Below are 22,194 nucleotides of genomic sequence, written 5' to 3' on the forward strand. Positions count from 1 at the left end.
GCGGCAACCCGGCTGGGGGTGTGCCGCCACTTCGGGCCGGACTGGGCCGCGCCGGTCAGACGCCCTTCGGGTGCCAGACCGTCTTGGTCTCCAGCAGGGTCGTCATCCGGGTGATGCCGGGATCGGCGTACCAGTCGTGGTCGGCCGGGGTCGGCCGGAGCACCCGCTTGAGGTTCTCCGCGGCCTTGATCTCCAGGTCGGCCGCCAGCTCGGCGTCGGCGACGCCGGTCAGGTCGATCGCGTTGACGTCCATGTGCGCGGCGAGCGTCGGCACGGTCTCGGTCAGCCGGCCGGTGAGGACGTTGACCACCCCGCCGGGCAGGTCGGAGGTGGCGAGCACCTCGGCCAGCGTCACCGCCGCCAGCGGCGCCGCCGGGGAGGCGGCCACCACCACCGTGTTCCCGGTGACGATCGCCGGTGCGATCACGCTCACCAGGCCGAGCAGCGCGGGCTCCTCGGGTGCCACCACGGCCACCACGCCGGTGGGCTCCGGCGCGGACAGGTTGAAGTACGGGCCGGCCACCGGGTTCGCCCCGCCGTACACCTGGGCCAGCTTGTCGGACCAGCCGGCGTACCAGACCCAGCGGTCGATCGCCGCGTCCGCCTCGTCGGCCGGGACGCCCAGGGCGACGAACTGCTCGCGCCGGCCCTCCAGCATCTCGGCGACCCGGTAGACGATCTGACCCCTGTTGTACGCGGTCGCCCCGGCCCAGCCCTTCACCGCGGCGCGGGCGGCCACGACGGCGTCCCGCGCGTCCTTCCGGGAGGCAAGAGACACGTTCGCGGATTGCACGAGATACGACCGTCCCGACTCGCTGCGCGGGAACTTCCCGCCGATGAAGAGCTTGTACGTCTTGCGTACCGCGACCCGCTCAGACATTGAGGTACCCCTCCAGCCCGTGCCGGCCGCCCTCGCGACCGTAGCCCGACTCCTTGTAGCCGCCGAACGGCGACGTCGGGTCGAACTTGTTGAACGTGTTGGCCCACACCACTCCCGCGCGCAGCCGGTCGGCCAGCCACAGGATCCGGGAACCCTTGTCGGTCCAGATCCCGGCCGACAGCCCGTACGGCGTGTTGTTGGCCTTCTCGACGGCCTCCGCCGGGGTGCGGAACGTGAGCACCGACAGCACCGGGCCGAAGATCTCCTCGCGGGCGATCCGGTGCGCCTGGGTGACGCCGGTGAAGATGGTCGGGGCGAACCAGAAGCCGCGCTCGGGCAGCTCGCACGGCGGCGACCAGCGCTCCGCGCCCTCGGCGGACCCGGCGTCGGACAGCTCCCGGATGCGGGCCAGCTGCGCGGCCGAGTTGATCGCCCCGACGTCGGTGTTCTTGTCCAGCGGGTCGCCGACCCGCAGCTGGGCCATCCGGCGCTTGAGCGACTCCAGCACCCGGTCGGCCACCGACTCCTGGACCAGCAGCCGGGAGCCGGCGCAGCAGACGTGGCCCTGGTTGAAGAAGATGCCGTTGACGATGCCCTCGACGGCCTGGTCGATCGGGGCGTCGTCGAAGACGATGTTCGCGGCCTTGCCGCCCAGCTCCAGCGTGAGCTTCTTGCGGGTGCCGGCGACCGAGCGGGCGATGGCGCGGCCGACATCGGTGGAGCCGGTGAACGCCACCTTGTCCACGCCCGGGTGCTCGACCAGCGCCCGGCCGGTGTCGCCCGCACCGGTGACGATGTTCACCACGCCGGCCGGCAGGTCGGCCTGCTGGCAGATCTCGGCGAACAGCAGCGCGGTGAGCGGGGTGGTCTCGGCCGGCTTGAGCACCACCGTGTTGCCGGCGGCCAGCGCCGGGGCGATCTTCCACGCCAGCATCAGCAGCGGGAAGTTCCACGGGATGACCTGCGCGGCGACGCCGAGAGGCTTCGGGTCCGGCCCGAAGCCCGCGTGGGGGAGCTTGTCCGCCCAGCCCGCGTAGTAGAAGAAGTGGGCGGCGACCAGCGGCAGGTCGACGTCGCGGGACTCCTTGATCGGCTTGCCGTTGTCCAGGGACTCCAGCACCGCCAGCTCGCGCGAGCGCTCCTGGATGATCCGGGCGATCCGGAAGAGGTACTTGGCCCGGTCCCGGCCCGGCATCGGACCCCAGACCCTCTCGTACGCCGTGCGCGCGGCGCGGACCGCGCGGTCGACGTCCTCGTCGCCGGCCTCGGCGATCTCGGCCAGCACCTCCTCGGAGGCCGGGTTCACCGACTTGAAGCTGCTGCCGGAGGCCGGGTCGACGAACGCGCCGTCGACGAAGAGCCCGTACGAGGGCTTGATGTCCACCACCGAGCGGGACTCGGGGGCGGGTGCGTATTCGAACATCGCGTTCAGTCCAGGGTGAAGTAGTCGGGGCCGGCGTAGACGCCGGTCGTCAGCTTGGTGCGCTGCATGAGCAGGTCGTTGAGCAGGCTCGACGCGCCGAACCGGAACCAGTCCGGGCTCAGCCAGTCGGGGCCGACTGTCTCGTTGACCATGACCAGGTACTTGATCGAGTCCTTGGTGGTCTTGATGCCGCCGGCCGGCTTGACGCCGACCTGCCGCCCGGTGGCGGCGCGGAAGTCGCGGACCGCCTCCAGCATCACCAGTGTCACCGGCAGGGTCGCCGCGACCGGGACCTTGCCGGTGGAGGTCTTGATGAAGTCACCGCCCGCGAGCATGGCGAGCCAGGAGGCGCGCCGCACGTTGTCGTACGTGGCCAGCTCACCGGTCTCCAGGATCACCTTGAGGTGCGCGTCCCCGCACGCCTCCTTGGTGGCCACGATCTCGTCGTAGACCTCGGAGTAGCGCCCGGCCAGGAACGCGCCCCGGTTGATCACCATGTCGATCTCGTCCGCGCCCGCCTCGACGGCTGCCCGCACGTCGGCGAGCTTGATCTCCAGGGGCGCCTGACCGGACGGGAACGCGGTCGCCACGCTCGCCAGGTGTACGCCGCTGCCGCGCAGCACCTCCGCCACGTACAGGACCATCGACGGGTAGACGCAGACGGCGCCGACGTGCGGGCAGCTCGGGTCGGCCGGGTCGGGGCGCAGCGCCTTCGCGGCCAGCGCCCGCACCTTGCCCGGGGTGTCCGCCCCTTCGAGCGTGGTCAGGTCGACCATCCGGATCGCCAGGTCGATCGCCTCGGCCTTGGCGGTGGTCTTGATGGAGCGGGTGCCGAGTTGTGCCGCCCGCTGCTCCGCGCCGACCTGGTCCACGCCGGGCAGGCCGTGCAGGAAGGTCCGCAGAGCGGTCTCGGATCGTCCCAGCTCGGAGAGGTCCGACCGGGCCGACGTCGTTGTCGCCGTCATGCCCCGAATAGTACGCACCCGCCCGCCGAGTGATCTTGCTCACGAACGACCGGTCGTGAGCGTCATACGTGAGCGGTGTCGCTGGTCGTACCGCAGCCGCCCTGCGCCGGACCGCCAAACGGTAGGTTGAGCGATCGTGGACGTACACGTCATTGACCATCCGCTCGCCCAGACGCGGCTGACCGCCATGCGGGACGCCCGGACCGACTCGTCGTCGTTCCGGGCGGCGCTGCGCGAACTCACCACCATGCTGGTGTACGAGGCCGCGCGCTCCTTCCCGGTCGAGAAGTACTCGATCCAGACCCCGGTCACCGCCACCGAGGGCAGCCGGCTGGCGAACCCGCCGCTGCTGGTGCCGGTGCTGCGGGCCGGTCTCGGCATGGCCGACGCCGCGCTCGGCCTGCTACCCGAGTCGTCGATGGGCTTCGTCGGCCTGGCCCGCGACGAGGAGACGTACGAGCCCCGCGCGTACATGGAGTCGCTGCCGCGCGATCTCAGCGGCCTGCCGGTGCTGGTGCTCGACCCGATGCTCGCCACCGGCGGCTCGCTGGAGCACTGCTGCCGGCTGCTCGCCGACCGCGGCTGCACCGACATCACGGTGCTCTGCGTGCTGGCCGCGCCGGTCGGCATCGAGCGGCTGGAGCGCTCCGGCCTGCCGCTGCGCCTGGTCACCGCCTCGATCGACGAGGGACTGAACGACTCGAAGTTCATCGTCCCCGGCCTGGGTGACGCCGGCGACCGCCAGTTCGGCGGCATGCCCCGCTTCTGAGACACCGTCCGGTGGAGAGGGCGGTCCGGACGGCCCCTCTCCACCGGGAACCGGGCGGCCCCGGCGAGTTGGTGCGCGGGGGTGCGGGGAGGCGCTAGCGTTCCGGGCCATGACTGGTGTTGCGCTCGCCGAGGAGCTGCTGCTCCTCGCGTATGACGACGAAACCGGCAAGGCCACCATGCCGCGGATCAGCCTGGACCTGGGCATGGCCGCCGCGGTGCTGGTCGAGCTGGCCCTGGCCGGACGGGTCGCGTACGCGGACGGGAACCTGGCGGTGGTCGACCCGGCCCCGACCGGCGAGCCGATCGCGGACGCCGTACTCGCCAAGATCGCCGCAGAGACCCCGCACACGCCGTCGTCGTGGGTGCAGCGGCTGCGGCACGGGCTGCGCGACCGGATCCTCACCGACCTGTGCGGGCGGGGCGTGGTCCGGGACGTGGAGGAGACCGAGCTGGGCTTCATCCACGTGCACCGCTACCCGGTGGCGGACCCCACCGTCGAGGCGGACATCCGGCAGCGGCTGGCCGAGGCGCTGACCAGCGGGCAGCTCCCGGACGAGCGGACCGCCGCGCTCGCCACGCTCGTCGCGGTGCTGCGGATGGAACCGGCGCTCGGGCTGACCGGCCCGGCCGCCGAGGACGCCGGCCGGCGCCTGGAGGAGATCGCCGCCGGCGCCGGGTTCTCCGGCACGGTGAGCCTGGACGACAGCGTCGTACGCCCGTCGATCAGCCTGGTCATCGCCGCGCTGGGCCAGGCCGTCGACGCCGCCCTGGGCAAGCGGTAAGGAAGGGCCCCCTCTTAACGCCTCAGGTAGAGGAAGGGCCCCTTGTTAACGCCTGGCGTTAACAAGGGGCCCTTCCTTGCATTGAGGCTAGAGGCCCAGGGCGGCGGCGATCTCGTTGCGCAGCTCGGTGATGGCGGCACGCGCGCGCTGCCGGGCCGCGGGCACGTCGCCGCCGGTCACCGGCTCCACCACCTCCAGGTACGCCTTGAGCTTCGGCTCGGTACCGGACGGCCGGATCACCACCCGGGCCGCGCCGGTGCGCAGGATCACCACGTCCGCGTCCGGGAGCAGGTCGGACGCCTCGGTCACCGGCTGCCCGAGCAGCGCGGTCGGGGTGGCGGCCCGGATCCGGGCCATCGAGTCCGCGATCACCCGCAGATCCTCCACCCGGACCGAAAGCTGCTCGGTGTGGTGCACACCGAACTCGGCGGCCAGCTCGTCCAGCCGGTCGAGGAGCGTACGGCCCTCGGCCTTGAGCCCGGCGGCCAGCTCGGCGACCGTCAGCGCGGCGGTGATGCCGTCCTTGTCCCGGACGTGCTCCGGCGCGACGCAGTAGCCGAGCGCCTCCTCGTAGCCGTACACCAGCGGCTCCCGGCCGCCGCCGGCCCGGACGATCCACTTGAATCCGGTGAGCGTCTCGTCGTAGGGCATGCCCCGGGCCGCCGCCATGGCCCGCAGCAGCGCCGACGACACGATCGTGGTGGCGTACAGGCCGGTCACGCCGCGCCGCATCAGGTGGTCGGCGAGCAGCGCGCCCACCTCGTCGCCGCGCAGCATCCGCCAGGACCCGGCGTCGCGGACGGCCACCGCGCAGCGGTCCGCGTCCGGGTCGTTGGCGACGGCGAGGTCCGCGCCGGTGCGCTCGGCGAGCGCGACGAGCAGGTCCACAGCGCCCGGCTCCTCCGGGTTGGGGAAGCTGACGGTCGGGAACGCCGGGTCGGGCTCGGCCTGCTCGGGCACCACGCCGGGAACGCCGAATCCAGCGCGCGCGAACGCGGCCGTCAGCACGGCGGCGCCCACCCCGTGCAGCGGCGTGTACGCCACCTTCAGGTCGCGCGGTCCGGCCGGGTCCACCACGGCGGCGGCCCGCTCCACGTACGCGGCCACCAGGTCGTCGCCGAGCACCTGACCGGCCGGGCCGAGCGGCACCGCCGCGAGCGGGCCCACCGCGCGGATGGCCGCCTCGATCCCGGCGTCGGCGGGCGGCACGATCTGCGCGCCGGCGCCCAGCTCACCGCCGAGCTGCGCGCCCAGGTAGACCTTGTAGCCGTTGTCCTGCGGCGGGTTGTGACTGGCCGTGACCATCACGCCGGCGACCGCGCCGAGCTGCCGGACCGCGAACGCCAGCACGGGCGTGGGCAGCGGCCGGGGCAGCAGCAGCGCCTGACGGCCAGCACCGGTCGCCACCCGTGCGGTGCGCTCGGCGAAGGCACGGGAGCCGCGCCGGGCGTCGTACCCGATCACCAGCGGGCCCTCGCCGCCCTGGGCGGCGAGCCAGCCGACCAGTCCGGCGGCGGCCTGGGTGACAACGGCGAGGTTCATGCCGTTCGGCCCGGCCCGTAGCGGGCCGCGCAGCCCGGCGGTGCCGAAGGTCAGCGGACCGGCGAACCGGTCGGCCAGGTCGGCCGCCGTGCCGGGCAGCCCGTCAAGGACCGTGCGCAGCTCGACGCGGTCGTCCGGGTCCGGGTCGTCGGCGAGCCAGCGCTCGGCTCGTACGCGAAGGTCGTCAAGGTCAGTGGTTTCCGCCGCCATTGCCTCATGAAAGCACGGCGCCGGATCACCACCGGCCGTCGGCCTCGACTCAGTTGGCCGCCGTGAGCTGGAACGAGCCGGCCATCGCGTCGAAGATCGGCTTGCTCTCGGCGAACCGCGCGTCGGTCGAGGAGAGGTAGAACGAGTAGACCTTGCCGTCCTTGACCATGCCCCGCCAGATGCCGTGGCGCATGGACTCGCCCTCGCCGCAGGTGTATTCGAGCTGGCCGGCGGTCTGCCCGGCCAGCGGCTGTTCGGAGATCGACACCTCGGTGTAGGGGGCGGGGCAGGTCTTGCTCTTGGCGCTGTTCTTCTTCAGGTTCCGCGAGGCGAACTCGGCCCAGCTGATCGAGGTGCCGCCCCACGCTTCGGCGATGACCCGCACCTTGCGGCCCTCGTCCTCCGGGTCGACGTAGTCGACGTAGAGGCCGCCGGTCTGCCGCTGCCAGCCCTTCGGCACCTGGATGGTCACGCCCTTGACGGTCTGTTCCTGCATCTCCACCGGCGAGGCGGCGGCCGAGTTCGACGGCAGCGCGCCCACGATCGGCGGGGGAGCGTCGTCGCCGCCGCTGGTCAGCGCGATCACGCTCACCAGCAGCACCACGGCGAGGCCACCGGCGGCGGCGAGCTGGACCTTGCGCGGCCACGCCTTCACGCGCCCGAGCAGGCCCTTGGCGCCGCCGGCCGCGCCGCCACCACCGGCGGCCGGTGGCGAGGTGGCCGCTGTGGTCCAGGGCTGGCCGGTGCCGGGCACCGACCACTGGTTGCCGCCGCCGTACACCGGCTGGGTGGCGTCGACGGTGCGGCCGTAGGCGGTCGGCACCGCCTGGGTCGCGTCCGCGGCGGCGCCCTGGCCGAGCCGCACCGTGGCGTCCGGCGAGATGCGCTGGGTGGTCTCCGGCGGGCCGGTCCCGGACATCGCGCCGGTCGGGGTGTGCAGCGGGCCGGCCAGCGCGTCGGCGCTGGTCTCGTCGAGCGCGGCGGCACCCGCCGCGGGCTTCTCGCCGGCGGCCCGCTCCCCGCGGCGCAGCGCGGCGAGCCGGTCGGTGAGCGACTCGTCCGGGCCGATCATCGCCCGGCCGCCGATCTGCCCGCTCGGCTTCGGCTCCGCCGCGATCGCCGGCGGCGTGGTCGGGCGGGGCACCGGCACCACCGCGTACGGGTCGGTGACCGAGTTGACGGCTGTGGAGGTGCTGGTCAGCGGCCCGGCGAGCAGCTCGCGCAGGTTGGCCCGGGCCCGGTGCACGTCCATCCGGCGGGCCGGGTCCTTCTCCAGCAGCCCCATCAGCACGCCGGTCAGCGGGCCGCTGCGCTGCGGCGTGGCGGGCGGGTCCTCGACCACGGCGTGCATGGTCTCGATCGGGTCGCCCTTGTCGAACGGGGGCCGGCCCTCGACCGCCGTGTAGAGCGTCACGCCGAGCGAGAACAGGTCGCTCGGCGGCCCGAACTCCTGGCCCATGGCCCGCTCGGGCGAGATGAAGTGCGGCGAGCCGAGCACCATGCCGGGCGTGGTGAGCTGCACGTCGGTGGGCATCCGGGCGACGCCGAAGTCGGTGAGCACGCAGCGGCCGTCGGTGCAGATCAGCACGTTGGCCGGCTTGACGTCGCGGTGCAGCACGCCGATCGCGTGCGCCACCTCCAGCGCGCCGAGCAGGGCGATCCCGATCTTGGCGACGGCGCGTGGTGCGACCGGCCCGTCCTCGATCACCATGTCGGCCAGGCTGCGGGCGTCCAGCAGTTCCATCACGATCCACGGGCGGCCACCCTCGGTGACCACGTCGTAGACCTGCACCACTGCCGGGTGCTGGATCGCGGCGGCGGCACGGGCCTCCCGCAGCGTCCGTTCGTAGAGCGCGTCGCGGTCGCTCGGGGCGAGCCCCGGCGGGAGGACGACCTCCTTGACCGCCACATCACGGCGCAGCAACGTGTCTGTGGCCCGCCAGACCGTGCCCATGCCTCCGTTGCCCACGGGGGAGCGCAGCGAGTAGCGACCACCGATGGTGGTGCCGGGCGCCGCGCGTCCAGTGGGGGGACTGGCCGGTCCGCCGCTCCACGTCGGAATCTGAGTCACAGAAAAGCCACCGGGGGATATCGAGGGGGCTGGGACACAACCCCTCTATCTTGCTGGTTCCGACGCCCGATGCGAAACCCGACGCGGCGGGCGTTTACCTACTCGACGGTATGTGGTCGGCTGCTCACCTCCGGTGGGTCGCCGCGAGGTGTGCCGTATCCCTCACCCACCAGGCGGTCAGTGCGTCCTACCATCCGGTAATGAGCGATGCGCGGTCAAGCGAGTCGGGGTTCCCGATCCGGGGCGTCTACACGGCGGCAGACGTTCCGGCGGACCTGGACGCACGGCTGGGCGAGCCGGGCGAGTTCCCGTACACCCGCGGGGTCTACCCGACGATGTACACGTCCCGGCCCTGGACCATGCGACAGTACGCCGGGTTCGGCACCGCGACCGAGAGCAACGCGCGCTACCACCAGCTGCTGCGTGCCGGCACCATGGGCCTGTCGGTCGCGTTCGACCTGCCCACCCAGATGGGGTACGACTCGGACGACCCGATCGCGCACGGCGAGGTCGGCAAGGTCGGCGTAGCCGTCGACTCCATCGAGGACATGCGCACGCTGTTCGGCGGCATCCCGCTGGACAAGGTCTCCACCTCGATGACCATCAACGCGCCCGGCTCGGTGCTGCTGCTGCTCTACCAGCTCGTGGCCGAGGAGAGCGGCGTGCCGGGAGCGGCGCTCAACGGCACCATCCAGAACGACATCCTCAAGGAGTACATCGCCCGGGGGACGTACATCTTCCCGCCGAAGCCCTCGCTGCGGCTGGTCGCCGACACCTTTGCCTACTGCCGGGCCGAGGTGCCGAAGTGGAACACCATCTCCATCTCCGGCTACCACATGGCCGAGGCCGGCGCGTCGCCCGCGCAGGAGGTCGCGTTCACGCTGGCGAACGGCGTGGAGTACGTCCGCGCGGCGCTCGCCGCCGGGCTGGCCGTCGACGACTTCGCGCCCCGGCTGTCGTTCTTCTTCGTGACCCGCACCACGCTGCTGGAGGAGGTCGCGAAGTTCCGGGCGGCCCGGCGGATCTGGGCCCGGCTGATGCGCGACGAGTTCGGCGCGAAGAACCCGAAGTCGATGATGCTGCGGTTCCACACCCAGACCGCCGGCGTCCAGCTCACCGCCCAGCAGCCGGAGGTGAACCTGGTCCGGGTGGCGGTGCAGGGCCTCGGTGCCGTGCTCGGCGGCACCCAGTCGCTGCACACGAACAGCTTCGACGAGGCCATCGCGCTGCCCACGGAGAAGGCGGCCCGGCTGGCGCTGCGGACCCAGCAGGTGCTGGCGTACGAGACGGACCTGACCGCCACCGTCGACCCGTTCGCCGGGTCGTACGTGGTGGAGGCGATGACCGCCGAGGTGGAGACGGCCGCCACCGGGCTGATGGACCGGGTCTTCGACCACGGTTCGGCGGTGGACGCGATCGAGGCCGGGTTCCAGAAGCGGGAGATCGAGCAGTCCGCGTACCGGATCGCCCAGGAGATCGACTCGGGTGAGCGGGTGGTGGTCGGGCTCAACCGGTTCCAGATCGACGAGGAGGAGCCGTACGAGCCGCTGCGGGTCGACCCGTCGATCGAGGCGGCACAGGGAGAGCGGCTGGCCCGGCTGCGGGCCGAGCGGGACTCGGGCGCGGTGGAGCGGGCCCTGGCCGAGCTGCGTGCCGCCGCCGAGGGGGACACCAACGTGCTCTACCCGATGAAGGAGGCGCTGCGCGCCCGCGCCACGGTCGGCGAGGTCTGCGGGACGCTGCGCGAGGTGTGGGGGATCTACCGGCCCAGCGACCGGTTCTGAGTCGTCCGACGACGGCCCCGCCGCGCACCCCGAGTGCCCGGCGGGGCCGTTTTCGCGTGTGCGATTCGGCGATTCGGGTAACCGGATCGGGTGAACGGGACGGACAGCCTGTGCGGTCGGCGATCGGGCGCTCGTGTCACCGTCGGGAGTCTTCCGGCAGCCGACAGTTGTCGTGCAATTGTCGGAGCGGCAGTTAATTGCCGCGACTAATGCGACAATTCGGAACGACGGGTTGTTATTTGTGACCGATGAAACGGTTACGCGTTGTAGGAGGTGGGAGGCGGATGACGGCGTTCGACCGCGATCTACCTGCTGTCCCGCAGATATTCGAGCCCTCTCACCAGGGCATTCGTGACGCTGCGCGGTCCGACCGCTACGCGAAAGATGTTGCGCAGCGTCACCGCCGGAGGTCTAGGCTGTCTGCTGTCCGACCCGAAGATCCATCCACTTCTAGTGATCGAGAATTCGACGTGACGAGTGCGTTGACGCTGCCTTCCGGCGGCCTGCTGTCGTCGTCCCGGCCCGAGGCGCCGACCGGTTACCAGCCCCTGCCCTTCGAGCTCGACCATCTGCTCGCGCTGCGCGTTCCCGGCCTCATCGAAACGCGCCGTCACATCCACTCCCACCCGGAGTTGTCCGGCGAGGAGTTCGAGACGGCCGGGCTGGTGCACCGTGAGCTGTCCCTCGCCGGTCTCAAGCCGCGCCTGCTGCCCAAGGGCAACGGCGTCATCTGCGACATCGACGGACGCCCGGACGGGCCGGTGATCGCGCTCCGCGCCGACATCGACGCGCTGCCGCTGAGCGACCCGAAGGACGTGCCGTACCGCTCGACAGTGGAGGGCGTCTGCCACGCCTGCGGCCACGACGTGCACACGTCGGTGATGCTCGGCGTCGGCATGCTGCTGGCCCAGCTCGCCGACACGGGCCGCCTGGACGGCCGGGTCCGGCTGATCTTCCAGCCGGCCGAGGAGATCCTGCCCTGCGGCTCGCTGGAGGTCATCGAGGCCGGTGGCCTGGACGACGTGGTGCAGATCTTCGCGCTGCACTGCGACCCGAACCTGCCGGTGGGCAAGGTCGGCCTGCGGGTCGGACCGATCACCGCCGCCGCCGACAACGTCACCGTCCGGCTCACCGGGCCGGGCGGGCACACCGCCCGCCCGCACCTGACCGTCGACCTGGTGGACGCGCTCGGCCGGCTGGTCACCGAGGTACCGACGCTGATCAGCCGCCGGGTGCCGGCCAACAGCGGGCTGCTGCTGGTGTTCGGCCACGCCTCGGCCGGCACCCGTTACAACGTCATCCCGTCCGAGGCGTGCGCGGCCGGCACGCTACGCGTGATGGACCGCGACACCTGGGACCAGGCGCCCAAGATCGTCGCTCAGGTGGTGCGGGACGTGCTCGCGCCCACCGGTGCCACAGTCGACCTGGAATACCTGCGCGGCCGGCCCCCGGTGACGAACGACGCCCGGGCCATCGGCGTCCTCACCGCGGCCACCGCCGCGGCGCTCGGCCCCGACGGGATCGCCGAGACCCCGCAGAGCATGGGCGGCGAGGACTTCTCCTGGTATCTGGAGCACGTGCCGGGCGCGCTCGCCCGCCTCGGCGTCGGCCGCAGCGGGCCCAACGTGGACCTGCACCGGGCCTCGTTCGACGTGGACGAGCGCGCCATCGAGGCCGGCGTACGCCTCATGGTCCAGACCGCGCTGCGGGCACTGGCGGCGGCGCGCTGACCGGACCGCCGAGCGGCCCCGGCGGCATCGGCGCCGCCGGGCTCGGACCGGGCGGCGTCCGCCGGGCCCGCACCCGGCGCCGCCACAGGAGCAGCAACCACAGCGGTACGCCGATCACGACCGCGAACGGCAGCACCGCGCCGAGCACTGTGAGCAGGACCCGGGCCGAGGCCAGGAACGCCGTCCAGCCGCCGCCCAGCCCGGTCAGGAAGCCGAGGTCGGCCTCCTCCTCGGCGGTGCTGGCGTCCTGACCGAGGAACGTCACGGTGATGGTGGACAGCGCGGTCAGGTCCGCCAGCCGGCGCTTGCGGGCCTCCAGCGCGGCCAGATCCGCCTGCCGGGTGCCCACCTCGTTCTCCAGCCGGACCAGCTCGTCCACCGAGGTGGCCCGGGCGAGCAGCTTGCGGGAACTCTCCACCCGCGCCCGCTGGGTCGCGATCCGGGCGTCCAGGTCGACCACCTGCTCGGTGACGTCCTCGGTGCGGATCTCCCGGCGCTCCTGCCGGCCGAGACCGGCGAGCCGGTCGATCACCGCGGCGAACCGGTCGGCCGGCACGCGCAGCGTCAGCGCCGCCCGCGCCTCGGCGGCCCGGCTCGACCGCCGGTCCGCGCCGACGAATCCGCCGGCCGCGGTCACCGCCGTGGTCGCCTCCCGCGCGGCGGCCTCCACATCGTCCACCCGGACCTGCATGGTTCCGGTGTAGATGATGGACCGCTGATCGACCCGCAGGTCCGCGCCACCGGTGCCGCCCGGAGCCGCCTGATCGCTGTCCGCACCGCGCTCGGCGGCCTGGTCGCGCACCGCGCCTCCGTCGGCCGCCGGCGCGGCCGAGTCGCTGCCGGAGTCCCCGCCCGCGCCGCAGGCGCCCACACCCAGCGCCGCTATCAGACCCACAGCCACCAGGGCCACGCCCCGGAATCGTCGTCCGCCCATACCCCGTACTCCGATCGTCTACGGCCCCGCCCGCCGGGACCGATACCTCGGACGTGGCGCGTGGTCGCGCCGGTTCCGGCAGACTGCGCTGAGGACATCACGATTCGATAATCGAGGAGTCACGATGCAGGTGACCAAATACGCCCACTCCTGTCTCCGGCTGGAGCACGACGGTGCGGTGCTCGTCGTCGACCCGGGTGTCTTCAGCGATCCGGCGGCGCTGGACGGCGCGGACGCGGTGCTGATCACCCACGAACACCCGGACCATGTGGACGTCGCCGCGCTGACCCGCGCGCTGGAACGGCGGCCGGTGCCGGTGCACGGTCCCGCCTCGCTCGCCGGGGTGCTCGGCGACGCCGCCGGGGCGCTGGTGACGGTCGAGCCCGGACAGTCGTTCACAGTCGCCGGGGTGCCGGTGCGGGCGTACGGCGGGCAGCACGCGGTCATCCACCCGGACATCCCGGTGATCCAGAACATCGGCTACCTCTTCGCCGACGTGGTGTACCACCCGGGCGACGCGTTGTTCGTGCCCGACGACGTGCAGGTGGACACGCTGTTCGCCCCGATCCACGCGCCCTGGTCGAAGTTCTCCGAGGTGGTCGACTTCATCCGCGCGGTCGCGCCGCGCCGGGCGTACGCGCTGCACGACGGGCTGCTCAACGACAACGGCTTCGGTGTGCTGGACCGGCAGTACACGGCGATGTCCAACACCGACTACCGCCGTCTGGAGCCGGGCACCCGGATCGACGCCTGAGCATGGCCGAGGTACCCGCGGAGGTGATCCGGCAGCTCTACGCCACGCCGCCGGACCGGTTCGTCGCGGCCCGGGACGCCGCCGTCGCGCAGGCGCGGCGGTCCGGTGACCCGCGTACCGCCCGGGAGATCGGCAAGCTGCGCCGGCCCACAGTGGCGGCCTGGCTGGTCAACCTGCTGGCGATCCGCCGTCCCGAGCTGGTCGCCGACCTCACCCAGCTGGCCGAGTCGCTGCGCGCCGCGCAGCGCGACCTGCGCGGCGGCACGCTGCGGGAACTGTCCGCGCAGCGCCGCGCCGTCGTGGGCGCGCTGGTGGCGGAGGTACGCCGGCTCGCAGCCGCCGAGCCCGCCGCGCCCCCGGCCGGGAAGCTGCCGCTGGGCGAGGTCGAGGCGACACTCAACGCCGCGCTGTCGGACGCCGAGGTGGCCGAGCAGGTACGCGCCGGACGCCTGCTGCGGGCCAGCCACTACGCCGGGTTCGGCGAGGTGCCCCGCCCCCAGCTCCGGCTCGTGACAGGGGGCGAGGAGGCGCCTGTCGTACCGGATCGGGCGGCCGAGCGGGCCGACGCGCGCCGGGCCCGCGACGAGCGGGCGGCGCGGGCCGAACGGACCGGGCGGCGGCGGACCGCGACCCGGGAGCTGACCCGGGCCCGGGCGGACCTGGACCGGGCCGAGAAGGAGCTGGCGACGGCCGACGAGGCCGAGCGGGACGGGGCCGTGACGCTGGACCGGATCGAGACCGAGCTGGCCGAGCTGGAGCGTCGGCGGGCCGTCGCCGAGCAGGAGCTGAGCCGGTCTCGGCTGGCCCGCCGGGGCGCGGAACGGGCGGTCACAGCGGCCCGGCGCCGGGCCGGCGAGGTGGAGGCCGTGTTGGAGGCGCTGGACGCCGAAGAGGAGGATGCCGACACCGGTGATCACGCGGCAGACTGAGCGTGATGAATGGCTTCGGTGGAGTGACGGTGACGGGCGGCCGATGACTCCGGAACAGCTCGCCGCCGCCTCCAAACCGCTGGTGCTCGAACTCGGGGAGGCGTTCGCCCGCTGCCCGTCCACGCTGCGCCGGGCGCGGCTGCTCGGCATCTCCGGATGGGCCTTCTACATCACCGGGCGGGCCGGTGCGCTCGGCGACGTCCGCGCCGAGACGGTGGCCGCGGCGCTCGGCTTCATCGCGCCGGAGGCGGTCACCGACGGCTGGGACGCCGCCGCGCGGACCGTCCCGCCGCTGGAGGTGGCCGCCGCCAACCTGGCCGAGTGCTGCCGGTGGGGCAACGCCCGGCTGGGCGACGGCGCCGAGTCGTCGCGGCTCGCCGCGCTGCTGGGCCGGGCGGTCGACGCGGCGGACGGCAGCGGCATGCCACTGTTCGCCGCCTGGCGGGCCATGCCCGTGCCCGATCCGTCCCCGGGTGCGCGGGCGGCTGTCGGCATGCTGCTGCTGCGCGAGCATTTCGCCGGGGCGTACCTGCTGGCGGTGCGCGCCTCCGGGCTGACGTCGCTGGAGGCGGTGCTGGCCGGCCCGGAGGGCGAGGCCGGAGCGGCCGCGTGCGGCTGGGTGCCCCCGTACCCGCCGGTCGGGCCGCTGGTGCGGCGCCGGCTGTGGGCCGAGGCGGTGACCGACCGGCTGGCGTCGGCGGCGTTCCGGGCGTTGAGCACCGCCGAGGGCGCTGAGCTGCTGGGTCTGCTCGGCGCCGCGCGGCAGCGCGCCCGCGGCGGATAAATGGGAGGCGACGCGGCCGGTCCGGCTGCCACGATCTGGGCCGTGACGCTTCCCGCCGGCTGGTCGGCCCGCCGCCCGACCCTCGACGACGTGCCCGCCATCCTGGCGGTGGTACACGCCGCCGACACGTTCGCCGTGGGCTACCCGGACTTCGACGAAGAGGACGTGCGGTCCGCGCTGACCGCGCCGTTCGTCGACCCGGCCCGGGACTCGTGGCTGGTCACCGACCCGGACGGCACGGCGGTGGCCTGGTCGATCCTGGACAACCCGAGCGGGGTGGGCCGGGAGTGGGTGGACGTCCTCGTCGATCCCGACCGCGGCGCCGACCTGCGCGCGCCGCTGCTGGCCCGGCTGCTGGAACGGGTCGCCGAACGGGTCGCCGAACGGGCCGCCGAGCGCGGCCTGCCCGCGCTGACCGCGCGCACCGGGGTGTACGCGCCGGAGACCCGCTGGGCCGGTGAGCTGACCGAGGCCGGGTTCACCCGGATCAAGCGCTACATCCGGATGAGTCTCTCGTTCGCCGACCTGCCCGCCGAGCCGGCGCCCCCGCCCGGGGTGACGGTGCGGCCGCTGCGCGCCGACGACGAGAGCGACCTGCGGCTGTTCCACCGGATCTACGACACCGCGTTCCGGGACACCCCGGACCACGACCCGCTCGGCTTCGCGCAGTGGCGGGAGCTGCTGCCGTCGTACGGCAAGGTCTGGGACGAGTGGTTCCTGGCCGAGGTCGACGGCGAGTCGGCCGGTGCGCTCCAGTCCTCCGACCAGGCGCTCGACCAGGGCCTGGGGTGGGTGCGGACGCTGTCGGTGCTGCCCGCGTACCGGCGTCGCGGGGTGGGCGCGGCGCTGCTGCGCCGGGCCTTCGCGGTCTACGCGGCGAAGGGCCGCGCCGGGGCCGGGCTGGGCGTCGACCTGGCCAACCCGACCGCGCCGGTCACGCTCTACCGCTCAGTCGGGCTGGTGGAGGAGCGCTGGACCGACATGTACGAGCGGAGTGTGCCCGCCTCGCGGGTGTGACCCGGCACCCGCGTACCGGGGTCGCCGAGCGCCCGTAGGGCCAGGCGGCGCAGACTGTCGGTGTGGGAGACGCGCTACGCGGACGCGGTGCCGGTGGGGCGGGACCGCAGCTCGGTGACGTAGTCGTCCGGCGCGCCCGCCTTCTCCGCCGCGTTCGCGATCTCCGAGAGGTACCACGCCGTGGGCAGCCCGCCCTCGTACCCGTCGAACACGTAGACCCACGCGGTCACGTCGCCGTCGAGCGTCGAGACGCGGACGGTCAGCCTGCGGTACGTCTCGGCGGTCACGCCCTCGATCTCGTCGAGCTGCGCGGCGTCGTACGGGTGGATGTCGTAGAGCGCCACGAACACCCGGTCACCGGGGGACTCGACCACGGTGCTGACCGAGCCCTCCCAGCCGATGACGTCCTCGCCGGCGAAGGTGAGCCGCCACCCCTCAAGCCAGCCGGTGCCCACCATCGGCGAATGCGGGCAGTAGGCGCGCATGCGGGCGGGGTCCAGGTTCGAGCCGTAAGCAGCGTAGAGACGCACGGCGACGACGATAGCCCGGCTGGCGGGTGGGGGAGAATACGACAGTGCGTGTCGGACGGGACGGGGAGAAGAAAGTCACTGTGAGCACAGACGAGGGGCAATTGCTGTGAGCCAGATCGTGATCATCGGCGGCGGACCGGCCGGGTACGAGGCGGCTCTGGTCGCCGCGCAGTTGGACGCCGATGTCACAGTGGTCGAGGCGGAGGGCGCGGGCGGCGCCTGCGTGCTCTCCGACTGCGTGCCCTCCAAGACGTTCATCGCCAGCTCCGAGGTGGTCACCGGCTACCGGGACACCGAGGAGTTCGGGGTGCACTCCGACGGCCTGGAGGCGGTCACCGTCGACGCGCGGGCGGTGCACGAGCGGGTCAAGCGGCTCGCCCTGGCCCAGTCCGCCGACATCCACACCAAGCTGGTCAAGGCCGGGGTCGAGTTCGTCGCCGGCACCGCCCGGCTCGGCGAGGACACGCTCGGCCACACCCACCGGGTGATCGTCACCCCGGCCGACGGCGGCGCGGAATACTCGACCGCCGCGTCGACGGTGCTCGTCGCGACCGGCGCGACCCCCCGCCAGTTGCCCACCGCCCTGCCGGACGGCGAGCGCATCCTGACCTGGCGCCAGGTGTACGACCTGCCCGAGCTGCCCGAGCACCTGATCGTGGTCGGCTCCGGCGTGACCGGTGCCGAGTTCGCCAGCGCGTACCTGGCCATGGGCGTCAAGGTCACGCTCGTGTCCAGCCGGGACCGGGTCATGCCGCACGAGGACGCCGACGCCGCGTCGGCGATCGAGCGGGTGTTCCGCAACCGGGGCATGAGCATCCTGAACAACTCCCGCGCCGAGGCGGTCCGCCGTGTCGGCGACGGGGTGGAGGTGGTGCTCTCCGACGGCCGCCAGGTCGCCGGCTCGCACGCGCTGATCGCTGTCGGCTCGATCCCGAACACCGCCGACCTGGGCCTGGCCGAGTACGGCGTGCAGCTGGCCCGGGGCGGTTACGTGACAGTCGACCGGGTCTCGCGTACCAACGTGCCGGGCATCTACGCGGCGGGCGACTGCACCGGGGTGCTGCCGCTCGCGAGCGTCGCGGCCATGCAGGGCCGGATCGCCATGTGGCACGCGCTGGGCGAGGCGGTACGGCCGCTGCGGCTGCGCACCGTCGCGGCGAACGTCTTCACCGACCCGGAGCTGGCCACCGTCGGCGTCTCCCAGGACGAGGTGGACGCCGGCAAGACCCCGGCCCGCCAGGTGATGCTGCCGCTGTCCGGCAACGCCCGGGCGAAGATGGACGACCTGGCCGACGGCTTCGTCAAGCTGTTCTGTCGGCCGGCGAGCGGCCAGGTGATCGGCGGCGTGGTGGTGGCGCCGAAGGCAAGCGAGCTGATCCTGCCGATCACGATGGCGGTGGAGAACAACCTCACAGTCAACGAGCTGGCCCACACCATCACCATCTACCCGAGCCTGTCCGGCTCCATCACCGAGGCCGCCCGCCAGCTCATGCTCCACGAGCTGGAGTAACCCGCACCCCCTCTTCTGCTCGTCGATCAAGGAGTTGCGGCCCCCGATCCGACCGGTATGCCCGGTCTGTGCGGGGTCACAACTGCATGATCGACGTTGCTGGTCCCGGGGCGAGGGCGGCGGAGGGTGACGTGCAGGGCCAGGGTGGTTATGACGGCTGTCTCCGTGAGGATGAGCAGGCGCTCGATCAGGCCGAGCAGGGCGCGGTCGCCGGGGTAGGCGGACCAGATCATCGCGCCCGCCAGCACCAGGCTGGCCACTGTCATGCCGCGTAGCCAGGCGGCGGCGCCGGCGACCGGGTGACGGCCCAGCAGCCAGCCGGCCACCGGCAGCGCCAGGAACGACAGCACCGAGGCGTACCGGTGCACGTACGCGGCGGTGTCCATGGGCGTACCCGGCTCGTTCGTGGGCACCACGGCGGCGGCCAGCAGCCCGGCCGACCAGGCGGTCAGCAGCGCGAGCGGCACCCGGCCCGCTCCGGCCCGGCGCAGCGCCGGCAGCAGCACCAGGCTGGCCGCCGCGAGCACCGCCATCGCGGTGTCGATGACGCCGCCCCGATCGGAGACGGCGAAGTCGCTGACGGTCAGCGACCAGGGATCCAGGTCGTCGCTCACCTCGAGATGACCGACCATCGCGAGCACCGCCGCCAGGACGATCCCGCCGAGGGCCAACAGGCCGCTGCTCCGCGTTCCAGGCATACGGCCAGCCTGTCGCCGCAACCGCCCCAGACGGATCCGGGACCGCCACCCACTTCGCTACCCGGGTCGTCCCCTACCGGACCCCCGAGAACCGCGTCAGGCGGGGGCCAACGCTCCGGACCGCGCGTCAGCTGCCGGCGGAGTCGGCGGTGGCCTCGGCGCGGGTCTGCCGGGTGCTGCTGATCCAGGTCATCGCCCACCCGGCCAGCGCGAACCCCGCAGCGGCCACCCCGCCGATCAGCAGCAGCCGCCACGCCGAGTGGGTCAGCGCCGTACCGCCCAGATGTCCGACGAGCGTGCCGTAGCTGGACCAGGCGAGAGCCGCCGCCGCCTCGTAGGGCAGGAACAGTCGGTACGGGTAGCGGCTGCGCCCGGCCGAGAAGCAGGCCGCCATCCGGCCACCGGGCACGAAACGGCAGAGCAGGATCACCAGTGGCCCCGGTTCGCGCAGTCCACGGGTGACCCGGGTGACGGCCCGGCGTGCCCGTCCGGGTGGCGTGGCGCGCGCCGCGCGGCGGGTCGGCGTACTGCGGCCGATGAGGTAGCAGGCCAGGTCACCGATGAACACGCCGGCAGCGCCGACCGCGATGGTGAGCGGCAGGCTGAGTCCGCCGTACACGGTCAGCGCCCCACTGGTGATCATGACGAGCTGGGTCGGCACCACCGGGACGAAGGCGTCGGCGATCAGCAGGATCAGCAGCAGCGCGTACGCCCACATGGGCGACGCGACGTCAGAGATGAGTTCGGCCACGACCGCCACCTCGCCGGAGTTCTCCGTTCGACCGGATCGAGCCTGACGCCGTGCCCGGCGTCACCGCCACCGGCCCCACCTGGCGGTGACAGCCGACACCGGCGGGCCGTAGGTGTGAAACGAGCCGACCCGGCCGGGAGTGACGGGTGGCCGGCGTGCCGGGGCGGGGCGGCGGATCGACGAATCCCGGCGTACCGTTGGCGGGACGCGGCACCGGAGCCGTCGGGTCCCCCGTTCCCGATGCCCGGGCCGCCGCGGGTCGCCGGCAGGTCCCGTGCCGGCGACCCGCACCCACCCTCCGTTGTCGCGACTGCGACAGCACGCTTCCGTGAGTGCATTCCCCGAATACGATCCAGGGCTCCACCAGCAGACCCTCACGGGAGGCTCCTCTATGGGTTCGACCCTGCTCCGGGGCGTACTCGTCCTGACCCTGGCATTCGGCGGCGGCGCGGTAGCCGTCGCCGGACCGGCGGAGGCGGCGGCGAAGAAATACAAGAACTGCACCGCGCTCAACAAGACGTACAAGCACGGCGTCGGCAAGAAGGGCGCGAAGGACAAGGTCCGCGGCAGCACCAAGCCGGTCACCAACTTCACCGTGTCCAACAGCGTGTACGCGAAGAACACCCACCTCGATCGGGACAAGGACGGCGTCGCCTGCGAGAAGCGCTGACAGCAGGTGATCGGCGCCGGCCGGAAAAGCGGTCGCGGCACACGTGACGCCAGCCGTACGGTCGGAGCATGCGCAGCGCGGTAGTGACCACGACGCCGGGTGTTCCCGGCGCGCCGCACTGACGTTTCCGTCGACGAGGCCCCGGGGCGATCCGCTCCGGGGCCTCGCGGCGTACCGGGCCTGCTCGCCTCCGGGTCGTACCTGATCAAGGAGAGCGACATGATCGACCACCGCAGGCTCGGCCGGGAGCTGGAGCTGTTCGTCTCCGATCCGCTCGCGGGCGCCGGGCTGCCGATCTGGCTGCCGGCCGGCGCCGCCGCCCGGCACGCCGTCGAGGAGTACGTCCGGGAGCTGGAACGCCGGGCCGGCTACCGGCACGTCTACTCGCCGCCGCTCGGTAAGCGGGAGCTGTTCGAGCTGTCCGGGCACCTGGGCTACTTCGCCGACGACATGTTCCCGCCGATGCGGCTGAGCGCCGACGACGAGTTCGTGCTGCGCCCGGCGCTCTGCCCGCACCACGCGCTGGTGTTCCGCGCCCGCGGACGGTCCTACCGCGAGTTGCCGCTGCGGGTCGCCGAGCTGGGCGGGATGTACCGGGCGGAGCGTTCCGGGGTGCTCGGCGGGCTGTCCCGGGTGCGGGCCATCTCGCTCAACGACGCGCACAACTTCTGCGCCCTGGAGCAGGTCGGCGACGAGGTCCGCGAGATCCTGCGGCTGATCGGCGAGGCGCACGCCGCGCTCGGCGTCCGTCCCGCCGGGTTGCGGTTGTCGCTGCGCGGGCCGGACCAGCGGTACGTGGGCGACGACGCCGGCTGGGCGCGGGCCGAGGACCTGCTCCGCGCCGCGCTCGACGGGGTGGACGTCGTCGAGGCGCCGGGGGAGGCCGCGTTCTACGGCCCGAAGATCGACATTCAGATCGTGGACGCGGCCGGCCGGGAGTCGACCATCTCCACCGTCCAGCTCGACTTCGACAAGCCGGAGCGGTTCGACCTGTCGTACACCGACTCGGACGGCCGCCGGAAACGGCCGGTGATGGTGCACCGCAGCCTCGTCGGCAGCATGGAGCGGCTGTTCGCGTACCTGATCGAGATGCACGAGGGCGCGTTCCCGGCCTGGTACGCCCCGGTCCAGTTGCTGCTGCTCCCGGTCGACGTGGCGCAGGCCGACGCGGCCGCCGGGCTGGCCCGCCGGGCCGAGGCGGCCGGGCTGCGGGTCGAGGTGGACCACGCCGGTTCGCTTGGTGCCCGGATCCGGGACGCGTCCCGCCGCCGCGTCCCGTACACCGGGGTTCTCGGCCCTCGGGAGGCGGCCGACGGTTCGGTCTCGCTGCGCCTGCGCGACGGCCGGGTGCTCGACCCGATGCCCGCCGCCGAGGCGCTGGGCCTGATCGGCGCGGTGGTCGCGAGCCGGTCGGCGGGGCTGCTTCCGGGCTGACCCCGGCCCGTCCGGGTGCCGGGAA

20 protein-coding genes are annotated in these 22,194 nt (G+C 73.1%); 11 read left to right on the top strand and 9 right to left on the bottom strand.

From position 1 onward, the window contains the following. Positions 1-55: 55 nt before the first annotated feature. Genes O7622_RS08120 through deoC form a run of 3 tightly spaced genes read right to left on the bottom strand, consistent with a single transcriptional unit; the run spans position 56 to position 3,268 of the window. The gene (locus tag O7622_RS08120; protein ID WP_282312650.1) at positions 56-880 is read right to left on the bottom strand and encodes an aldehyde dehydrogenase family protein; all 825 of its coding nucleotides are present in this window, start codon (positions 878-880) and stop codon (positions 56-58) included. Continuing rightward, complete coding sequence (locus O7622_RS08125; protein ID WP_282312651.1) at positions 873-2,303, bottom strand: aldehyde dehydrogenase family protein; 1,431 nt, start codon at positions 2,301-2,303, stop codon at positions 873-875. Before O7622_RS08125 ends, O7622_RS08120 begins: the two co-directional genes overlap by 8 nt. 5 nt (positions 2,304-2,308) lie before the next feature. Further along, positions 2,309-3,268 (bottom strand): deoxyribose-phosphate aldolase, encoded by a 960-nt coding sequence (gene deoC, locus O7622_RS08130; RefSeq protein ID WP_282312652.1) that lies wholly within the window; start codon positions 3,266-3,268, stop codon positions 2,309-2,311. A 136-nt stretch (positions 3,269-3,404) separates the two neighbouring features. Between deoC and upp the strand changes: the two genes are divergently transcribed. Together upp and O7622_RS08140 are read left to right on the top strand one after the other, a co-directional pair. After that, positions 3,405-4,037: a uracil phosphoribosyltransferase gene (gene upp, locus O7622_RS08135; RefSeq protein WP_013284009.1), complete on the top strand. Its 633-nt coding sequence runs from the start codon at positions 3,405-3,407 to the stop codon at positions 4,035-4,037. Between the two features lie 109 nt (positions 4,038-4,146). Then, positions 4,147-4,821, top strand: coding sequence for a GPP34 family phosphoprotein (locus O7622_RS08140; protein ID WP_282312653.1), 675 nt, complete (start codon positions 4,147-4,149; stop codon positions 4,819-4,821). A gap of 87 nt (positions 4,822-4,908) precedes the next feature. Here the strand turns inward: O7622_RS08140 and O7622_RS08145 are convergent, their stop codons facing one another. Both O7622_RS08145 and O7622_RS08150 read right to left on the bottom strand, forming a co-directional pair. Further along, on the bottom strand, positions 4,909-6,573 hold the full coding sequence (locus O7622_RS08145; RefSeq protein WP_282312655.1) for a phospho-sugar mutase: 1,665 nt from the start codon (positions 6,571-6,573) through the stop codon (positions 4,909-4,911). A gap of 49 nt (positions 6,574-6,622) precedes the next feature. Continuing rightward, a complete protein-coding gene (locus O7622_RS08150; RefSeq protein WP_282312657.1) occupies positions 6,623-8,644 on the bottom strand; it encodes a serine/threonine-protein kinase in 2,022 nt (673 codons plus the stop codon). Between the two features lie 200 nt (positions 8,645-8,844). On the opposite strand from O7622_RS08150, the gene O7622_RS08155 reads away from it, so the two are divergent. Both O7622_RS08155 and O7622_RS08160 read left to right on the top strand, forming a co-directional pair. Further along, complete coding sequence (locus O7622_RS08155; RefSeq protein ID WP_282312658.1) at positions 8,845-10,428, top strand: methylmalonyl-CoA mutase family protein; 1,584 nt, start codon at positions 8,845-8,847, stop codon at positions 10,426-10,428. A 470-nt stretch (positions 10,429-10,898) separates the two neighbouring features. Further along, positions 10,899-12,158, top strand: a complete 1,260-nt coding sequence (locus O7622_RS08160; protein WP_282312659.1) for an amidohydrolase — start codon at positions 10,899-10,901, stop codon at positions 12,156-12,158. Here O7622_RS08160 and O7622_RS08165 read toward each other — a convergent pair. Further along, positions 12,115-13,092: a DUF4349 domain-containing protein gene (locus O7622_RS08165; RefSeq protein ID WP_282312660.1), complete on the bottom strand. Its 978-nt coding sequence runs from the start codon at positions 13,090-13,092 to the stop codon at positions 12,115-12,117. The two genes, O7622_RS08160 and O7622_RS08165, sit on opposite strands and share 44 nt — an antisense overlap. 124 nt (positions 13,093-13,216) lie before the next feature. Between O7622_RS08165 and O7622_RS08170 the strand changes: the two genes are divergently transcribed. Genes O7622_RS08170 through O7622_RS08185 form a run of 4 tightly spaced genes read left to right on the top strand, consistent with a single transcriptional unit; the run spans position 13,217 to position 16,576 of the window. Next, the gene (locus O7622_RS08170; RefSeq protein WP_282312661.1) at positions 13,217-13,846 is read left to right on the top strand and encodes an MBL fold metallo-hydrolase; all 630 of its coding nucleotides are present in this window, start codon (positions 13,217-13,219) and stop codon (positions 13,844-13,846) included. Between the two features lie 2 nt (positions 13,847-13,848). Continuing rightward, positions 13,849-14,775, top strand: a complete 927-nt coding sequence (locus tag O7622_RS08175) for a hypothetical protein (RefSeq protein WP_282312662.1) — start codon at positions 13,849-13,851, stop codon at positions 14,773-14,775. Positions 14,776-14,818: 43 nt separating this feature from the next. Further along, the gene (locus tag O7622_RS08180; RefSeq protein ID WP_282312663.1) at positions 14,819-15,559 is read left to right on the top strand and encodes a hypothetical protein; all 741 of its coding nucleotides are present in this window, start codon (positions 14,819-14,821) and stop codon (positions 15,557-15,559) included. 42 nt (positions 15,560-15,601) lie between these two features. Next, positions 15,602-16,576 (top strand): GNAT family N-acetyltransferase, encoded by a 975-nt coding sequence (locus O7622_RS08185; RefSeq protein WP_282312664.1) that lies wholly within the window; start codon positions 15,602-15,604, stop codon positions 16,574-16,576. A 74-nt stretch (positions 16,577-16,650) separates the two neighbouring features. Here O7622_RS08185 and O7622_RS08190 read toward each other — a convergent pair whose 3' ends face one another. Continuing rightward, on the bottom strand, positions 16,651-17,106 hold the full coding sequence (locus O7622_RS08190; RefSeq protein ID WP_013284020.1) for a gamma-glutamylcyclotransferase: 456 nt from the start codon (positions 17,104-17,106) through the stop codon (positions 16,651-16,653). Positions 17,107-17,212: 106 nt separating this feature from the next. On the opposite strand from O7622_RS08190, the gene O7622_RS08195 reads away from it, so the two are divergent. Further along, positions 17,213-18,616 carry an NAD(P)H-quinone dehydrogenase gene (locus O7622_RS08195; RefSeq protein ID WP_282312667.1) on the top strand — a complete coding sequence of 468 codons (1,404 nt, stop codon included), beginning with the start codon at positions 17,213-17,215 and terminating at the stop codon, positions 18,614-18,616. A 26-nt stretch (positions 18,617-18,642) separates the two neighbouring features. On the opposite strand, the gene O7622_RS08200 is transcribed toward O7622_RS08195, so the two are convergent. Both O7622_RS08200 and O7622_RS08205 read right to left on the bottom strand, forming a co-directional pair. Continuing rightward, positions 18,643-19,314, bottom strand: a complete 672-nt coding sequence (locus O7622_RS08200; RefSeq protein WP_282312669.1) for a DUF998 domain-containing protein — start codon at positions 19,312-19,314, stop codon at positions 18,643-18,645. Positions 19,315-19,441: 127 nt separating this feature from the next. Continuing rightward, entirely contained in the window at positions 19,442-20,065 is a 624-nt protein-coding gene (locus O7622_RS08205; protein WP_282312670.1) for a DedA family protein, read from the bottom strand. Positions 20,066-20,456: 391 nt separating this feature from the next. Between O7622_RS08205 and O7622_RS08210 the strand changes: the two genes are divergently transcribed. Both O7622_RS08210 and thrS read left to right on the top strand, forming a co-directional pair. Beyond that, positions 20,457-20,735, top strand: coding sequence for an excalibur calcium-binding domain-containing protein (locus O7622_RS08210; RefSeq protein WP_282312671.1), 279 nt, complete (start codon positions 20,457-20,459; stop codon positions 20,733-20,735). Between the two features lie 204 nt (positions 20,736-20,939). Beyond that, on the top strand, positions 20,940-22,169 hold the full coding sequence (gene thrS / locus O7622_RS08215) for a threonine--tRNA ligase (RefSeq protein ID WP_348774070.1): 1,230 nt from the start codon (positions 20,940-20,942) through the stop codon (positions 22,167-22,169). The last annotated feature ends 25 nt before the right edge of the window (positions 22,170-22,194 follow it).

The organism is Micromonospora sp. WMMD1076, from assembly GCF_029581475.1.
Classification (GTDB): Bacteria; Actinomycetota; Actinomycetes; order Mycobacteriales; family Micromonosporaceae; genus Micromonospora; species Micromonospora aurantiaca.